Below are 15,451 nucleotides of genomic sequence, written 5' to 3'. Positions count from 1 at the left end.
CTGCCCAACGGACGGGCTTTGACTGGCCAAAGCCATGATTACAAGCGGCATGGCACGACGACGCTGTTCGCCGCGCTCCAGGTTGCCACCGGAACGGTCATCGCGGAGCATTCAAAGCGCCGCCGCCGCATGGAGTTCCTCGGCTTCATGAACCGGCTGGTTGCCAGCTTTCCGGACCGCGAACTTCACGTCATCCTGGACAACCTCAACACGCACAAGAAGAATGAGCGCTGGCTCAAAAAGCACCCCTTGGTGCAGTTTCATTTTACGCCGACGGGGCATCTTGGCTCAATCAGGTCGAGACCTGGTTCTCCATCCTGCAAGGCCAGTCGTTGAACGGTGCATCATTCACCGCCGTCACGCAGCTCCAGGAGCACATCGATGCCTTCATCCGCGCCTACAATGAAAAAGCACAGCCCTTCGCCTGGACGAAGAAACGAGTCCGCCAAAAGCGGTTCAAAGGCTGCCGTATCACTCAGCTCTGATTCCGGGTACTAGCAATGACCCAGACGGCGATTATTGGCTCCGGCCCGATCTCGAATCCCATTCGGGAAGCGTTCTATACGACCGATTGAGTTCGACACCCAGCGCTCTTGCGCTCGCCTTAGAGCATGATCCGGAAAAGTGGGCACCGGTTTTCCGAAACGATCATGCTCCATAGAGCGGGACCACGATTCGAAGAAAAGTCATGGCCTCTAGGCCTGAATCGGAATGAGGGGAGCCACTTCCCGATCCTGCGGTTTTTCGCTCGCCGCAAGGCCGGCGGCGACGCCGATGCGGTCTGCCTTGGGCCGATGCTGACTCATCTTGCGCTTGCCCTCGAACCTGGTGACCGGAATGCGCACCCCGACGATACCGCGCAGTTGCGCGGCGATGAAATCAGCGGGTGCGTCGCTGACAGCCGATGGGTTCGTACGCGACGTCTCATGGACGTTCGTCAGCCGTGTGACCACCTCGAGCAGACGTTCGGGCTCCTGGAAGAACTCGACCGGCCCGTACGCGTGGACGGCGATGTAATTCCATGTCGGCACCACCTTCCCGGTTTCTTGCTTGGTGGCGTACCATGAGGGCGTCACGTAGGCCTCCGGACCCATGAAGATCGCCAGAGCCTCGCCGTTCGGGGCCGCGCGCCATTGCGGATTGCTCTTCGCCAAGTGCCCGTACAGAACTCCGTGCTGTCCTTCGGTCTCCTCGAGGAAGAGCGGCAAGGGTGTCGCAAGCGGCCCGTCCGCGGTGGCCGTGACCAGGTTGGCGAGGCCGGCGGAGCGGATGGTCGCTCGGATGCTTTCGACTTCGTCATCTTTGAAGGCGGGGGGCACATACATGTCGGTTCTCCGTTCTCAGCCCTGACATAGACCCAGCTTGGCACGATCGAAACTGCCAGTTATCGCTGATTTTGCTCGTCCAGCTGTAGGGGCATGCGGCTATGACAATCGCCGCGAACGAAGCTAATCGACGGCTTGAGCCAGAAGCTGACAGCCGCGCTCGATCTGGCGGGTTTCCAGCGCGGCGTAACCCATGACGAGCCCGATATTGTCCAGCTGGCACCGGCGGCCCGGATGACGTTGATCGAAGAGGGGGCGACCGGATATCCTTCGCTCGCGACGCAAGAGGCGCTACGGGTCATCGCGGGAATGGTGTCCGAATGCACGCCGATCTTCCACTGGTCGGACATCGATCCGGACGGCACCTGGATCTTCCGCATGATCGAGCGCGCTATCGGACGCCCGATCCGTCCCCACCTCATGAGCATCGAAATCGCCAAGCGATCTGGACAAGTTCCGCCGAAAAAGGCCGCACCAGCGCGATGCCCATCGGATTCCGGCATAGCTGCGCTCGCCGCTTATCTGGCGGGGGAGGGCGCCAAGATCCTCGAGCAGGAAGAGCTCGACCCGGCCTTGCCCCAAGTCACCGCTCGGAGGTCAGCACTAGTCTAACTGGCCGAGAACCGTCGGTATCATGCGATTGAGAACCGTCAACTCGGTTCCAAGCGCATAGGAAATCGGATTCTCCGTTGTGACTTGAACGACAGTGCCAACCTTCAAATGCATGACTACAGGGTTGCCGGTCACGGGGGGCGCTGCGACGGTCGGGCAAAACGCGAGACAAAGGATGGACCTTGCCGTCTTGGTCCGGCGAAAGATGCAGTCGATCTTTGACTGACCGTTGTCGGCGACGATGCGAGCTATCATCTGCCGACAAGCTTCCGATGCGACCCCCATCGGGACTAGCCAGTCTGAAAAGTATCCGCCATCCGGCCAGATCTCGTGCGCTTGCTGAATCCCGATCTCGTCCTTGTTCCCAGTGGGGGGAAGGGGGTCATTCAATCCTTTGGGTCTCTGAACGATTTAGTCCTGCAGAAAACAATATGCGGTGTGAACTTCTTCATGTTGTGTGATGCTGACGCGGTGTCGCCGAGTCGAGACCTCGCCTCACTGGATTAACTGTCTCAAGGGCGCATGCTCGCGCAAATCCATCCATTGTGCACCGGTCGCAATTAGTTGTGGTATCGCTTGCGACGCAGCGCACGGGACTGCCAAAAGGTGAGGCGCCCCGGTACTTTGCGCGATTTTTGCAAGGCTGATCGCAAGGTGATCAATTGAAAGTTGTCTTGTCATGAACGCGCAGCGGACGCAGCCGAATACCGCCTATGCGATCTGCGGCTTCAACGATATTCCAAGCCAGCGCGCCATGGGCTTCTACCTCATGATCGTCGACGAAGACGGCAGCCACAGGCCGTGGCCCATTGTCGTGGTGCGCTGGGGCAAGCGGGTGTTTGGCTATCTCAACAAATGCCCGCACAACAGCGTGAATCTGGACTGGGAACGCAACCAGTTTTTCGATCCCCGCGGCATCCGGCTGATGTGCGGCAAGCACGGCTCGACCTTCGAGCTCAGCACCGGCCGCTGTGTCGACGGCCCATGCAAGGGCAGCCGGCTCACGCCGGTTGCGTTGACGGTGCTGGACGGCGATATCTGCGTGACCGGCGTGCGGCTTGTCGAGGAGGAGGTTTCCTCTGGCTAAAGCTGAAGCCGGCGCTCAGACCGGCCGGTTCTCGTTGCGGTTTCTCACGGGTTCCATCCTCTTCAGCCCTTCTTCGTAAGAGATCTCGTCATAGGACGCATCGACATCCTTGGCCGCGTCGAGCAGGTAGTCGAGCTTGCCGGGCGCATCGAGCTTCTTGATGTCATTCTTGTCGACCCCGACCAGGTCCATCATCTCCTTCCAAACGGTGGATTCATCGCACGGCAGCACGTTGAAGGTGATACCAGCGAGCTTGATTCGATATTTCGCCAACAGGTCTATGTTGTTGCAAAACATGAAGTAGCTGCCGTCAGGGCTTAGCGCGCTCTCAAGAACGTTTGCGACATCGGCAAGATAAGCGAAGCAGTGCAGATAGCCGGCCAGCACCGGAATGATGTTTTCGCCGACCTGCACGACCGTCAGTACCTGCTCGATCGAATAGTGGGGCGGCCGCTTCTCGTCCGCGACCTGGGCCTGAAATTTCAGTGCGATATCGCCACGAAAGCCGAACCGGCCCCGCTTGGTGGTCCCGCCCTTGAATATGGGATTGAGCAGGCGCCCTTCCTTCTCCAACCGGCCGAGCGCGGTGTTCTCGATTGCAGTCATCAAAAATCATCCCTCTATCCAAGACCACCGCCGGGCACCCCGGCGGTGGGAGACGCAATGCAAATCATTTGCCGCCGCGGGCGTAACCCTTTCTCGGCGGAATCCATAAAGAAGACACGCAAAGCCGCCGCGATCCCTCGAAGACCTTTGTCAGCAACCAGACACGCGTCGCAAAGCCAACAGCCCGATTTTGAAGAATGTGAGCAGTGTCAAGCGCCTGCGCTCTGGCATGCGACTTGCCAATTCGATGCAAATGACTCTGGAAAACAAAAGGTGCCATGATCAATCTGACGGATAGCGCAGTGAATGCGGTCAAGAGCGCGATCTCGGCTTCGGCCCAGCCGAGGAGCGGCTTGCGCATCATGGTCGAGGCCGGCGGCTGCGACGGATTCAAATACAAGATGGACCTCGCCGACGGGGCAAAGCCCGACGACACCGTCATCGAGCGCGACGGGATCAAGGTGTTCGTCGACAATAAGAGCCATGAGCACCTCGCCGGCACGACGATCGATTTCGTGGTGGCGCTGGAGGGCTCGGGCTTCACCTTCGACAACCCAAACGCTAGCTCGAGCTGCTCCTGCGGCAAATCCTTCAGCAGATGAAAAGAGAAATCAAAGCATGCTGGTCGAACCGGAACAGCTGAAGCAACGGTCGGTCGTTGAGACCGATCGTGAACAACTCATTCGGGCTGTGATCGAGGAGATTCGGCCCAATCTGCAACGCGACGGCAGAGACTGTCAGCTCGTTGGGATCGACGGCAGCAAGATCACGGTCAAGCTGACCGGTGCCTGCGTGTTCTGCAAGCTTTCAAGCGCGACGCTAGAAAGCATTCAGGCGCGGCTGGTCCAAGGGCTCGGCGAATTCGTTCGCCTGATCCCGGTCGCCGGCGGCGCCAATCCGCAGCATTGAGCGAGGCTCTGTGCCGATCTATCTCGACAACAATGCGACCACGCGGACAGATCCGTGTGTCTTGCAAGCCATGTTGCCGTTCTTCACGGAGCGGTTCGGTAATGCCTCGTCCGCCCACGCCTTCGGCAGCGAGATCGCAGGCCCGGTGGCCAAGGCACGCCGCAGCCTGCAGAGTTTGCTGGGAGCCGCCCACGATCATGAGATCATCTTTACTTCCGGCGGGACCGAGTCCAACAACACCGCCATCCTTTCTGCGCTCGCGACCCAGCAAGGGCGCGACGAGATCGTCACCACCTCCGTCGAGCATTCCGCCATCCTCACGCTGGTCGAGCAATTGGCGTTAACGGGCATCAAGACGCATGTGATCCCGGTGGATTCGCGCGGCCGCCTCGACCTCGAGGCGTTTCGCTGGGCGCTTGGACCACGCACGGCGATTGCGTCCGTTATGTGGGCCAACAACGAGACCGGCACGATCTTCCCGGTGGAGTTTCTGGCCGGCTTGGCGCGCGCGGCAGGTGCGCTGTTTCACACCGATGCGGTGCAGGCCATAGGCAGGGTGCCCATCGACCTGAAGGACAGTGCTATCGACATGCTCTCGCTGTCCGCACACAAGCTGCACGGCCCCAAGGGAATCGGCGCGCTCTATTTGCGACAAGGCACGAAATTCAGGCCGCTGATCTGGGGTGGGGCACAGGAGCGACGGCGCCGCGGCGGAACCGAGAACATCCCCGGCATCGTCGGTCTTGGAAAAGCTGCAGAGCTTGCGGCGGAGGGGCTCGAGCCGGAGCGTGTTCGCATTGCTGCGTTGCGCGATCGCCTGGAGCAGACGATTTTGCACAACGGCCGCTGCATCCCGCTCGGCGATGTCAGCAACCGCCTGCCGAACACGGCCAGCATCGCCTTCGAAGATCTCGAAGGCGAAGCAATCGTCCACCATCTCAACCGAGCGGGCATTGCCGCTTCGCTCGGATCGGCTTGCAGCTCGGGGTCAATGGAGCCGTCGCATGTGCTGCGCGCGATGAACGTGCCGGCAAGGAGCCTGCGCGGCGCGGTACGCTTTTCCCTCTCGCGTGAAACCACGGCCGATGACGTCGATCAGGTCGTCCGCGTACTGTCGCGCATCCTGGCTAATCTGCGTGCCATGTCACAAGAGCCTCCCAACCCCACCAGCGCTTCGCCCCAATGCACGAGTTGATCTTATGAAAGTCATGATTCGCCGCTCTCCGGAGGGCCTGTCGATTTATGTGCCGAAAAAAGATCTCGAGGAGCCAATTGTGGAATCGGAGCGCGAGACGCTGTGGGGTGGCTGGATCAGAATAGGCAATGGCTGGGTGCTCGATCTACCCGAGATGGCAAGCGACACGTCGCTGCCGATCACGATCAATGCCAGGAAGCGTGGCGAGGACGGCGACGGCCGATGAAGGCGATGGCGCAAACCGACTTCGTCAATGCGGCCGATGCGGAGGCGATTCTCACTGACATAGCGAGGAGGCTGCGTACCGCCAGCATTATTCCCTATCTCGGACCTGGCCTCGCTGATGTGTCCAAACCGGATGCGCCGATGACGCCGGACGCCTTGGCTGCTTTCTTCGCCAGCAAGGTCGCGCTGCCGCGCCGGGCCAAAGGCAACATCTGGGCGTCTGCGCAGCACATCGAGAGCAACAAGCATCGCACCACCGTGACGGCATTGATGGCGCTGGCCTTTGCTGCGCCGGTCGAGCCGACGCCGCTGCATCATCATCTTGCCGTGCTGCCCCTGCCTGTCATCGTCGATACCTGGTATGACGGTGCGATGCGGGGGCGCTTGGCAGGCGCGAGGGATGGGGTGAGGTGCAGGGTATCACCCGCGCCGGCCTCGGCGAGGACCGCTGGTATCGCTTCTATGATGCAGCGGGCGGAGAGGTCGACCATGATGCGGCGCAGAGCTGGAGCACGGTCCTCTATAAGCCGCACGGCGGCGTGTTGCCCGCAAGGAACTTCCTGATCTCTGACGCCGACTATGTCGAGGTCCTGACCGAGATCGACATTCAGACGCCGATCCCCGATGTGGTGAAAGAGCGGCGCAGTGGCCGAAGCTTTCTCTTCATCGGCTGCCGCTTCAACGATCAGCTGCTGCGAACTTATGCGCGGCAGCTCACCAAGCGCTTGGCCGGTGTTCATTACGCCATCGTGGAGCCAGATGTGCTGTCCAGGAATGAACTGCGTTTTCTGGTCGAACAGGGCCTGACGCCGCTTGCGATCCCGCTCCCGCGCGCGATCGAGATCCTGCTCGCCGGCCGACAGACCGGTATACGGGTGTCGATGTTGCTCGCGTGCCGGCGCACGCGAGTTGTCTTTCGTTCGCGCCAGGGAATGAGTACGTTCATCTCTGTGTCGGGATCGAGACGCCTGGCACACTTCGAACATTGCTAATGTCGTGCAGAAGGCCGTCGCTTTCACGGCAGAGGGCGGTAAGCGGCTCAGCTTTTGACCTAGATCAAAATTGCTCGCAAGTCCGGCCATGGCACGCGAGTTGCAAATCTTCTTTTCAGTTTCCGCTGCAGGGAGAATGGAAGGATGAACGTATCAGCGCTGGACGAAGCAAGCTCGGCAGGGAGCGCGGTCGACATTGGCAAGGTCATGCAGATCGCCGCGCGCAAGGGCTGCGGGAGGTCCGGCGGGGGCAAGGCAAGCTGCGGCTCGCAGGCCGGCCAGGGTGATCTGCCGACCGAGATCTGGGAGAAGGTCAAGAATCACCCCTGCTACAGCGAAGCAGCGCATCATCATTACGCGCGCATGCATGTTGCGGTCGCGCCTGCCTGCAACATGCAGTGCAATTACTGCAATCGTAAATATGATTGCGCTAATGAATCGCGCCCGGGCGTGGTGAGCGAAAAACTAACGCCGGAGCAGGCGGCGAAAAACGTGCTGGCGGTCGCCTCCACAATCCCACAGATGACTGTGCTCGGCATCGCGGGGCCCGGCGATCCCCTGGCCAATCCGAAAAAGACGTTCAAGACGTTCGAGCTGGTGGCCAAGGCTGCTCCCGACATCAAGCTGTGCTTGTCGACCAACGGCCTGATGCTACCCGACCATGTCGACACGATCGCCCGCTTCAAGATCGATCATGTCACCATCACTATCAACATGGTCGATCCCGAAATCGGCGCCAAAATCTATCCGTGGATTTTCTACAACCACAAGCGCTACACCGGCCTAGAAGCCGCAAAGATCCTCAACGAGCGCCAGCTGAAAGGCCTCGAGATGCTCACCGAGCGGGGCATCCTATGCAAGATCAATTCGGTGATGATCCCGGGTATTAACGATCAGCATCTGGTCAAGGTCAACAAGGCGATCAAATCGCGCGGCGCGTTCCTGCACAACATAATGCCGCTGATCTCCGCGCCCGAGCACGGCACGGAGTTTGGTCTCAACGGGCAGCGGGGGCCAACCGCGCAGGAATTAAAGGCACTGCAGGATGCCTGCGAGGGCGAGATGAACCTGATGCGGCATTGCCGGCAGTGCCGCGCCGACGCTGTCGGCTTGCTCGGCGAGGACCGCAGCGCGGAGTTCACTACCGAGAAGGTTATGGCCATGGACGTCAAATATGACTTGCCGATGCGCAAGGCCTATCAAGCCAAGATCGAGCAGGAGCGCGTTGCCAAGCTTGCTGGCAAGCAGGAAGAGATCGTCGAGCTTGCCAGCAAAATGAGTGACATCAAGCCCATGGTTGCCGTGGCGACGAAGGGCGCGGGCGTCATCAACGAGCATTTCGGTCACGCCAAAGAGTTCCAGGTGTACGAACTCTCCACGACGGGCGCCAAATTCGTCGGCCATCGCCGCGTCGATCACTATTGCCGGGGCGGCTGTGGCGAGGAGGAGCGCCTTGCCACCGTCATCAGCGCCATCAACGACTGCCATGCGGTATTAGTGGCCAAGATCGGCGGCTGTCCGAAAAGCAATCTGTTGAAGGCCGGGATCGAGCCAGTCGACCAATACGCCCATGAGTTCATCGAAAAATCAGCGATCGCCTGGTTCAAGTCCTATCTGGAGAAGGTGCAAAGCGGCGAAATCCAGCATACCGAGCGGGGCGAGGCGGCGATCCGCCAGGGCGCACTGATTCCGGCCGCCTAAGGGGGAAGGTCAATGCCGTTCAAGATCATCGCCTCGCAATGCACGAGCTGCTCGGCTTGCGAGCCCGAATGTCCCAATGTCGCAATCTCGGAGAAAGGCGGAACGTTTGTCATCGATCCGAAAAAATGCACCGAGTGCGTCGGCCATTTTGACGAGCCGCAATGCGTCGCGGTGTGCCCGGTCGATAACACCTGCGTCTTGGACACCTCGTTGCCGCGCTACCAGGCGCGCGCGTAAATAGGGGCCGATCCCATGACCTTTACGCCGGCGCCCAGCGCTGAAAAACTCGCGATTTTCGCGCTGCGCACCGCTGGCCGCAGCTTCCGCCTCGCCGTTACAGGCGGTGGTTGCTTGGATTTGTCCGCCAAGACAGGTGTTGCGCCGGCACCTCGGCCCGGTCAGCAAGGCCTCCAGCGGAACGGGCCAAGATTGCCTCAATTCGGGAGCCGCTAATGCTTGGCGGTGTCACGATCGATTTGACCGACACTGCTGCGCAGAGCGGGCCGATCTTCCAAGAAGCAGGTGTGCTGCTCCAGCGATACCGCAAAGGCTGCCCATTAGAACAGGAAAGCTGCCAATGAACCTCGCTGGGGCCGGCAATCCGCTGTCCGGGAGCGAAGGGGCGCTGATTGCGCGCACGCTGCTCGGCGAAGGCCTGCCGCGCGAAGCCGAGGATCATCTGTGGCAGGCCGGGCTCCTCTATCACGTGGATGCGATCGCGGAAAGGCACCTGCACGAAGCGCAGGCGCTAGCGCCGGGCCACGCCGCCGTCCTGATCGGAATCTACCGCTTCTATTTCTACAAAGGTCGCTTGGCCGAGGCGTTGGAGGTGGCAAAGCTCTGTATCTCCAAGGCAGCGCGCGAAAACGGTCTCGCTGACGATTGGCGGCGGGTCAGCGCGGGCGACGCTGCTTTCGATTGCTACGAGAACATCCTGTCGCGCTTCTATTTATTTTCGCTAAAAGCCTACGCGTACCTGCAGCTGCGGCTCGGCAATCTGGATGAAGGCCGCGCGGCCGCCAGCAAGCTCGTGCAGCTCGAGCCGACCGACAAGATCGGCGCCAGGGTGCTCCTGGACGTGCTGCAGCGGATGGGGCAGGACGATGACGATTGACATCGATAAGGCCCGCGACTGGCTGGGCAACGAGGTCGACTGCGGCACCTGCACTCATATCGGGCTCAGGGCCAGCGGCGGCTGCCGCTTGATGCACGCCTGCGTCAACGACCGCTATGCTCGCCGCATCGACCGCTTCTTCTACTGGAATCCGGCGTTGGCCGACGCCTACATCACCCATCCACATTTTGAGGTGCGCGCGATCGCAGCCAACCACGCCAGCGTGTTTCTGCTGCCGATGCTGCCCGACGATGCTGAGGAAACCGTGCGCTGGAACGCCGCGCGGCGCCTGCCCAAGCGCTTAGTGCTGCGGCTGCGCAACGATCTGCATCGGAAGGTTAGGATGCGGGTTGCGACCTTGCTGGATGGGAGCTGGCGCCGATGATCTCGGACCAGGACTATTACGTCCGCCTGGTGGTGGCGAGCCGGATCGCGCGGGCGCTGCTTGGGCGTCTCATGAGCGATGACGAACCCGAGGTGCGCCGCGTGGTTGCGATCCGTGTTCCCAATGAGTGGCTGCTCGGCATGGTCAATGATCCCGATGGCACCGTGCGCCTCGAGATCGCACGGCGGCCGAGCTAGCGGAATTGACCAAAGACGAGGACTCGATGGTGCAGGAAGTCGCCCGCGCGCGCGTGGCCATCCGGCCCGAACGACCGAGAGAGAGTGGGACATGAGCAACATCGTTCGCGACAGCGAGGTGGTCGAGTTGACCGGGCCGCCTTTCTTCAGCTTTGGCGAAAAGGTGCAGGCCAGCCGTACCATCCGCAATGACGGGACATATGCCGGCAAGGAGATCGGCGAGATCCTCGTCAAAAAGGGGGAGGTGGGTTACGTCGTCTCAATCGGCACTTTCCTGCAGCAGTTCTACATCTATGGCGTTCAATTTCTCGAAAGCGGCAACCGCGTCGGCATGAAGCGCAAAGAGCTCGAGCCGGAGGTGGGGCGCGATGAGCTTTTGGATCTGCCGTTGCCTGAAGAGGCCGGCCCATGATCGCCTCGAGACTGCCGAAATACCAATGGGGCCAGCGCGTCAAGGCAGCGGTCGACCTCATCAATGACGGCTCGTTTCCCAATGCACCGGCCGATAGACTCCTGATCGGCGCCGGAGGGATCGGCGAGATCGTGCAGGTCGGCAGGCATAGGGAAGGCAACGTGCCAATCTATCTCGTCGAGTTCGGCGAGCGGATGGTCGTCGGCTGTCTTGAAGAAGAAATCACAGTGCTATGAGGGGGCCTTTGGCGATGAATGCCGCGGTGATGAGAAAGGCAGCGGTCAGGATGATCCCTCACCCGAACGAGCTCGATTGCAAGCGGATCGAGCGCGCCTTAAGCGCGCGCAAGCGCTATCGCTATGTCTCGCCGCATGTGAAGGCGGTGAGGCGGCTATCTGATCGAGAGTCCCTGCTGCTCTCGCAATATCGACGCCGATGGCGGCCTTATCGATGCCGCGCTGATCCACTACGACATGGTGTGCGGCATGTGGAAGCTGTTTCGCAAGAACCACGCAAACGGAATCTGGGAGTTTTATAGCATTTACCACCGGCTGACCTCGGCGATCGAAGATTTGAACACAGATCCCGAGCGGCTGTTCTGGCTATGAAGCTTATTTAGGGTCCAATTATATGGGAGACGCGATGGCGCTTGGCACAGACGAATTGATGGAAATCGAACGGGTGCTCGCGGCGGCGCAGGCTGATGCAGATCCGGTTCTCGAGTTGCGGCGTCGCTTTCCGCACCTCGCCGCGACACGCTGTGATGCCTCTGACGTGACGGAGCGACCATTCCGGAGTCTTCCGAATTTCGATCTGCATCTGATCGATGGCTGCGATCGCTGCCTAGAGATCACGGCCGATCCGGTGCGGGCGATTGGCATCCTGCTGGCGGCAAGGAGGATCGGACGGTGATCGGCGTTGGACTGGTAGGGCATCGCGACGATGGCACGGACGCGGTCGACGCCGATTTACCCTTCATTCCGCTCTCAGATCCCGATATCACCTCCGCCGAGCTCTCCGCCGTGGAAGCGCTGCTGTGTTCGCCACGGGTCTCCAATGGGCCCATCACCGAGGCCTTCGAGAAAGCCTTCGCCGCCTACCTTGGGCGCAAATATGCCGTTGCCGTCCCCAGCGGCACCATCGGGCTTCTGCTTGCACTAAAAGCGCTCGGCATCGGACCCGGGCAGGAGGTGATTGCCTCGCCTTATTCGTTTCGCGAGGTAGTGCATGCTATCAGTCTCGTGGGCGCGAGGGCCGTATTTGCCGACGTCGACTATTGGTCGGGAGCCTTGGCTCCGGCGAAGGTCGAAGAGCGTGTCACGGCCAACACGCGGGCGATCATTGGTGGCAACCCCAATGGCCATCCGGCGCCATGGTCGGAGCTGCGCGCGATCGCGCAGCGCCATCAATTGCCGCTCCTGGAGGATTCAACCGAAGCGATCGGATCGCGATACAAGTTCGAACTCGTCGGCCGCTTTGGCGATATCGCCGTGTTCGACTTCGCCCAGCCACTGGCCCTGACCTGCGGCGAAGGCGGCATGGTGGTGACCGACGACATCGACATGGCCGTTGGCTTGCGCCGCCATCGCGCGCATCGGCTGGATGAGCGCTCCTCCGTTGTCGTCAGCAGCGCAGCGCCCCACCAGGCCGGCATGAGCGATCTCACAGCCGCGCTGGGCCTTGCGCAGCTGAAGCGCCTCGAGGAGATCCTGGAGCGGCGCCGACTCGTCGAACAGCTCTACAACGCGCATATGCAATCCTTTGAGGGTATCAAGCCTCCCTATGTCGGTCCCGATGTGACCGAGGTGAACTGGTTTCTTTATCTCGTCCATCTCGGAACGCGCTTCGCGCGATCCAGCCGCGACGCCATTGTCGATGACCTCCGCATCGAGCAGGTCGAGGCCGCCGCTTATTGCTATCCCTTGCATCTGCAGCGGCATTATTTCGAACTTGGCTATCGTCATGGCGATTTCCGGGTTGCGGAAAAGATCGCCGATCGCGCCCTGGCACTGCCGTTTCACAGCCACCTCACCGACGAGCAGATCGAGTTCATCGTGGAGACGATGAAGGACGCATCCATCAACATCGGCGCTGGCGCAGCAATTTATTAGCAACGAGGAATTGTCAATGCGAGGCGCAAGGCAGGCTTGAATGTCGACATGCACAGTCTCACCGTTGGACAAGATAATCGACGTCATTCACGCCACGTCACTTTTGGCGGTGCTGCAGAACCCGGAGATCGCCACTTCCGGACAAATGCAGGGGCAGACCACACGCGGATGCTCCGGCCTGTTCGTCCGGCAAGGCCACGAGGAACTCTTGAGGGTGGTGCGGGAAGACAATGAGAAGCTCAATGCAATTTGATGTTCTCAGCGGGCCGTCGATGCCTACAAGGAGCTGGTCGGTGGAATTGGCGTCCTTCGGTTGACCGGTACCGCCGTCGATGTCTTTCGCGCAGGAAAACACGGCGCATGAGCAAGGGAGCAGCGCGACATGGGCAGCCAAGAGATTGAGGTGTTCGCCGTCTGCCCCGCCGATGCAATCGAGCGGGGCAGCGCGAGGGGCTTTAGCCTGTCACGGATCGACGAGAGCGGTGAGAGTCGGCCGTTTCCGATTGTTGTGGTTCGGACCGTTGGCAATGATTATCACGGCTATGTCAACCGCTGCCCACATGACGGCGTCTGGCTCAACATCCGTGCGGGCGAATTTTTCTCGCCCGACCGCGCCTTTCTCGGGTGCGGCCGGCACGGAGCGATCTTCGAGATCGACAGCGGGTTTTGCATCGATGGCCCTTGTAACGGAAGAGCCCTTGAGCCGGTTGCGCTCGCCGTGATCGGCGGCGACGTCTGCCTGTGTGCCGTGAAGCTGGTGGAGGACAACGGCTTTCCCGGTCCGTTCGAGGATGGCGACGAAACCATGGACATCATGATCCATCCAGATTAACAGGCTTGATCTCATGAACGTGGACTTAAGGAGTCTTTTAAGGGAAAGCGCCGTCATTCGCATGAACATCGGCGCAAGTCTGTCGCGTATCGCTGCGTTCGGATTTGTTATGATCAAGGGCCGGGCAGGCCGGCGGGTTATCCTGTAGCCCAGTATGAATGGTACGGCGATACTCGAACAGCGAGACGCGCATCCATTCGATGTTCGCGTGCGTTGGTGGCTTTGCGAGGATCAAACGCCCGGTCGCCAGCTCTTATCGCGCATGGACGCATTACCCTGAAACGGAGATCATTCGCGCCCGCATCCGAATGATCTCGGCGGCCCAAGGAGGTGTTCAAGTGCTAGTACCCACTTTTCTTGGATCGTGAGTCGTGATTCAAGATATGGATGATACCCGAAGCAAGAGAAGTCCACCTTTCGCGGAAAGATCGCAAGCTGCTTGAGGCGTGTTGTCGCTCGCCGACGACATTGCAGCGCGATTTGAAGCGGGCGCGGATCGTTCTGTTGGCGGCGGATGGGCGCAGCACCCGATCGATCGCCAAGGAAGTTGGGGTCCAGCCGCGGATTGTCAGCCTTTGGCGGNATCGTTATGCCGACCAAGGCCTTGAAGGGCTGCAAGACAAGGCGCGACCGGGCAAGCAGCCGATCTATACGAAGGCCACCGACGAGCGGATTTTGAAGCTGCTGGACAAGCCGTCGCCGGAAGGGTTCGCACGCTGGACCGGGCCCCTGCTGGCCGAGGCGCTGGGCGATGTTGACGTCCAATATGTCTGGCGGTTCCTGCGCAGCCACAAGATCGACCTCGCGGCTCGCAAGTCCTGGTGTGAGAGCAACGACCCGAACTTTACGGCCAAAGCCGCCGATGTTGTCGGCCTCTATGTCGCCCCGCCGGCGAAGCCCATTGTGCTGTGCGTGGACGAGAAGCCCTCGATCCAGGCCTTGGAGCGAACGCAGGGTTATCTGAAGTTGCCCAATGGCCGCGCCTTGACTGGTCAGAGCCACGATTACAAGCGGCATGGCACCACAACGCTGTTTGCGGCGCTCGAAGTCGCCACCGGAAAGATCATCGCAACGCACTCAAAACGACGTCGCCGCGTCGAGTTTCTCGATTTCATGAACAGCGTCACCGCGGCTTTTCCAAACCGGAAGCTTCACGTCATCCTCGACAACCTCAACACCCACAAGAAGAACGAGCGTTGGCTCAATGCCCACCCCAACGTGGAATTTCATTTCACGCCGACAAGTGCGTCCTGGCTCAGTCAGGTCGAGGTATGGTTTTCGATCTTGCAGGGGCAGTCGCTCAGCGGCACTTCCTTCACAAGCCTCAAGCAGCTTCAGGACCACATCGATGCCTACGTCAACGCTTACAACGACAAAGCCGAGCCCTTCGTCTGGACCAAGAAAAAGGTCCGTCAACGCCGGTTCAAAGGCCGCCGTATCACTCAGCTCTGATTCCGGGTACTAGCTCGCCGAATGGACTGGCCAACCAAAACTCTATACGCCCGAGAAGGGCGATTCCAGCGGCCGCGGCAGCTCCATCTCGGTTTTCTCGTCGGCGCGGAGGGTTGGACGCCCGGCTGGCCTGCATGTGCGCTGCATCGCGGGAGACGGTCGCCAACGAAACTGCGCGCGCCGAAGGTAGTGTGCGGAAGGTTCTGCAAAAGCCTGAGAGGCTGGAGCGGTCATGGTAAGTCCGGTGATTGCGAAGATCACCGCTCATAGAGGAGCTTGGACCCGCCATGACCGTG

At 60.4% G+C, this 15,451-nt stretch carries 18 protein-coding genes and 4 pseudogenes; 20 read left to right on the top strand and 2 right to left on the bottom strand.

Annotation, left to right across the window (positions count from 1 at the left end; translation table 11 throughout):
• Positions 1–485 (top strand): annotated as a pseudogene (locus tag YY7_RS59615) (IS630 family transposase); the annotation flags it as partial.
• Between the two features lie 210 nt (positions 486–695).
• Here the strand turns inward: YY7_RS59615 and YY7_RS0146615 are convergent.
• Positions 696–1,325 carry an FMN-binding negative transcriptional regulator gene (locus YY7_RS0146615; RefSeq protein WP_028169022.1) on the bottom strand — a complete coding sequence of 210 codons (630 nt, stop codon included), beginning with the start codon at positions 1,323–1,325 and terminating at the stop codon, positions 696–698.
• Between the two features lie 135 nt (positions 1,326–1,460).
• On the opposite strand from YY7_RS0146615, the gene YY7_RS0146610 reads away from it, so the two are divergent.
• On the top strand, positions 1,461–1,937 hold the full coding sequence (locus YY7_RS0146610; protein WP_028169021.1) for a Wadjet anti-phage system protein JetD domain-containing protein: 477 nt from the start codon (positions 1,461–1,463) through the stop codon (positions 1,935–1,937).
• Between the two features lie 679 nt (positions 1,938–2,616).
• Positions 2,617–3,024 carry a Rieske (2Fe-2S) protein gene (locus YY7_RS0146600; protein ID WP_028169019.1) on the top strand — a complete coding sequence of 136 codons (408 nt, stop codon included), beginning with the start codon at positions 2,617–2,619 and terminating at the stop codon, positions 3,022–3,024.
• Positions 3,025–3,039: 15 nt separating this feature from the next.
• Here YY7_RS0146600 and YY7_RS0146595 read toward each other — a convergent pair whose 3' ends face one another.
• On the bottom strand, positions 3,040–3,630 hold the full coding sequence (locus YY7_RS0146595; RefSeq protein ID WP_028169018.1) for a hypothetical protein: 591 nt from the start codon (positions 3,628–3,630) through the stop codon (positions 3,040–3,042).
• Between the two features lie 278 nt (positions 3,631–3,908).
• Between YY7_RS0146595 and YY7_RS0146590 the strand changes: the two genes are divergently transcribed.
• The 17 genes and pseudogenes from YY7_RS0146590 to YY7_RS0146505 all read left to right on the top strand — a co-directional run bounded on the left by YY7_RS0146590 (position 3,909) and on the right by YY7_RS0146505 (position 15,155).
• The gene (locus tag YY7_RS0146590) at positions 3,909–4,232 is read left to right on the top strand and encodes a HesB/IscA family protein (RefSeq protein ID WP_028169017.1); all 324 of its coding nucleotides are present in this window, start codon (positions 3,909–3,911) and stop codon (positions 4,230–4,232) included.
• A 16-nt stretch (positions 4,233–4,248) separates the two neighbouring features.
• Positions 4,249–4,539 carry a NifU family protein gene (locus YY7_RS0146585; RefSeq protein ID WP_028169016.1) on the top strand — a complete coding sequence of 97 codons (291 nt, stop codon included), beginning with the start codon at positions 4,249–4,251 and terminating at the stop codon, positions 4,537–4,539.
• Between the two features lie 10 nt (positions 4,540–4,549).
• The gene (gene nifS / locus YY7_RS0146580; protein WP_028169015.1) at positions 4,550–5,734 is read left to right on the top strand and encodes a cysteine desulfurase NifS; all 1,185 of its coding nucleotides are present in this window, start codon (positions 4,550–4,552) and stop codon (positions 5,732–5,734) included.
• Positions 5,735–5,738: 4 nt separating this feature from the next.
• The gene (gene nifT / locus YY7_RS0146575; RefSeq protein WP_028169014.1) at positions 5,739–5,960 is read left to right on the top strand and encodes a putative nitrogen fixation protein NifT; all 222 of its coding nucleotides are present in this window, start codon (positions 5,739–5,741) and stop codon (positions 5,958–5,960) included.
• Positions 5,957–6,816: pseudogene (locus YY7_RS59610) on the top strand (SIR2 family NAD-dependent protein deacylase); the annotation flags it as partial. The gene nifT and the pseudogene YY7_RS59610, both read left to right, overlap by 4 nt.
• A gap of 279 nt (positions 6,817–7,095) precedes the next feature.
• Positions 7,096–8,652 carry a nitrogenase cofactor biosynthesis protein NifB gene (nifB, locus tag YY7_RS0146565; protein WP_028169013.1) on the top strand — a complete coding sequence of 519 codons (1,557 nt, stop codon included), beginning with the start codon at positions 7,096–7,098 and terminating at the stop codon, positions 8,650–8,652.
• Positions 8,653–8,664: 12 nt separating this feature from the next.
• The gene (locus tag YY7_RS0146560) at positions 8,665–8,889 is read left to right on the top strand and encodes a YfhL family 4Fe-4S dicluster ferredoxin (RefSeq protein WP_028169012.1); all 225 of its coding nucleotides are present in this window, start codon (positions 8,665–8,667) and stop codon (positions 8,887–8,889) included.
• Between the two features lie 340 nt (positions 8,890–9,229).
• Positions 9,230–9,766, top strand: a complete 537-nt coding sequence (locus YY7_RS0146555; RefSeq protein WP_130229981.1) for a hypothetical protein — start codon at positions 9,230–9,232, stop codon at positions 9,764–9,766.
• Positions 9,756–10,443, top strand: a pseudogene (locus YY7_RS55560) (4Fe4S-binding leucine-rich repeat protein). The gene YY7_RS0146555 and the pseudogene YY7_RS55560 overlap by 11 nt, the downstream one beginning before the upstream one ends.
• Positions 10,440–10,760, top strand: a complete 321-nt coding sequence (locus YY7_RS0146545) for a nitrogen fixation protein NifZ (protein WP_028169010.1) — start codon at positions 10,440–10,442, stop codon at positions 10,758–10,760. The pseudogene YY7_RS55560 and the gene YY7_RS0146545 overlap by 4 nt, the downstream one beginning before the upstream one ends.
• Positions 10,757–10,996, top strand: coding sequence for a nitrogen fixation protein NifZ (locus YY7_RS0146540; protein ID WP_028169009.1), 240 nt, complete (start codon positions 10,757–10,759; stop codon positions 10,994–10,996). Before YY7_RS0146545 ends, YY7_RS0146540 begins: the two co-directional genes overlap by 4 nt.
• A 14-nt stretch (positions 10,997–11,010) precedes the next feature.
• Positions 11,011–11,368, top strand: a pseudogene (locus YY7_RS64130) (hypothetical protein).
• A 34-nt stretch (positions 11,369–11,402) separates the two neighbouring features.
• Positions 11,403–11,672 carry a DUF6129 family protein gene (locus tag YY7_RS0146530; protein ID WP_028169008.1) on the top strand — a complete coding sequence of 90 codons (270 nt, stop codon included), beginning with the start codon at positions 11,403–11,405 and terminating at the stop codon, positions 11,670–11,672.
• Between the two features lie 11 nt (positions 11,673–11,683).
• Entirely contained in the window at positions 11,684–12,871 is a 1,188-nt protein-coding gene (locus YY7_RS0146525; RefSeq protein ID WP_051397321.1) for a DegT/DnrJ/EryC1/StrS family aminotransferase, read from the top strand.
• A 40-nt stretch (positions 12,872–12,911) separates the two neighbouring features.
• A complete protein-coding gene (locus tag YY7_RS0146520; RefSeq protein ID WP_028169006.1) occupies positions 12,912–13,124 on the top strand; it encodes a hypothetical protein in 213 nt (70 codons plus the stop codon).
• Positions 13,125–13,253: 129 nt separating this feature from the next.
• Entirely contained in the window at positions 13,254–13,703 is a 450-nt protein-coding gene (locus tag YY7_RS0146515) for a Rieske (2Fe-2S) protein (protein WP_028169005.1), read from the top strand.
• 387 nt (positions 13,704–14,090) lie between these two features.
• Positions 14,091–15,155, top strand: a complete 1,065-nt coding sequence (locus tag YY7_RS0146505) for an IS630 family transposase (RefSeq protein ID WP_028169004.1) — start codon at positions 14,091–14,093, stop codon at positions 15,153–15,155.
• Positions 15,156–15,451: the final 296 nt, after the last annotated feature.

Source organism: Bradyrhizobium elkanii WSM2783, assembly GCF_000472865.1.
Lineage (GTDB): Bacteria > Pseudomonadota > Alphaproteobacteria > Rhizobiales > Xanthobacteraceae > Bradyrhizobium > Bradyrhizobium elkanii_A.
This window is presented reverse-complemented; position numbering and strand designations above follow the sequence as displayed.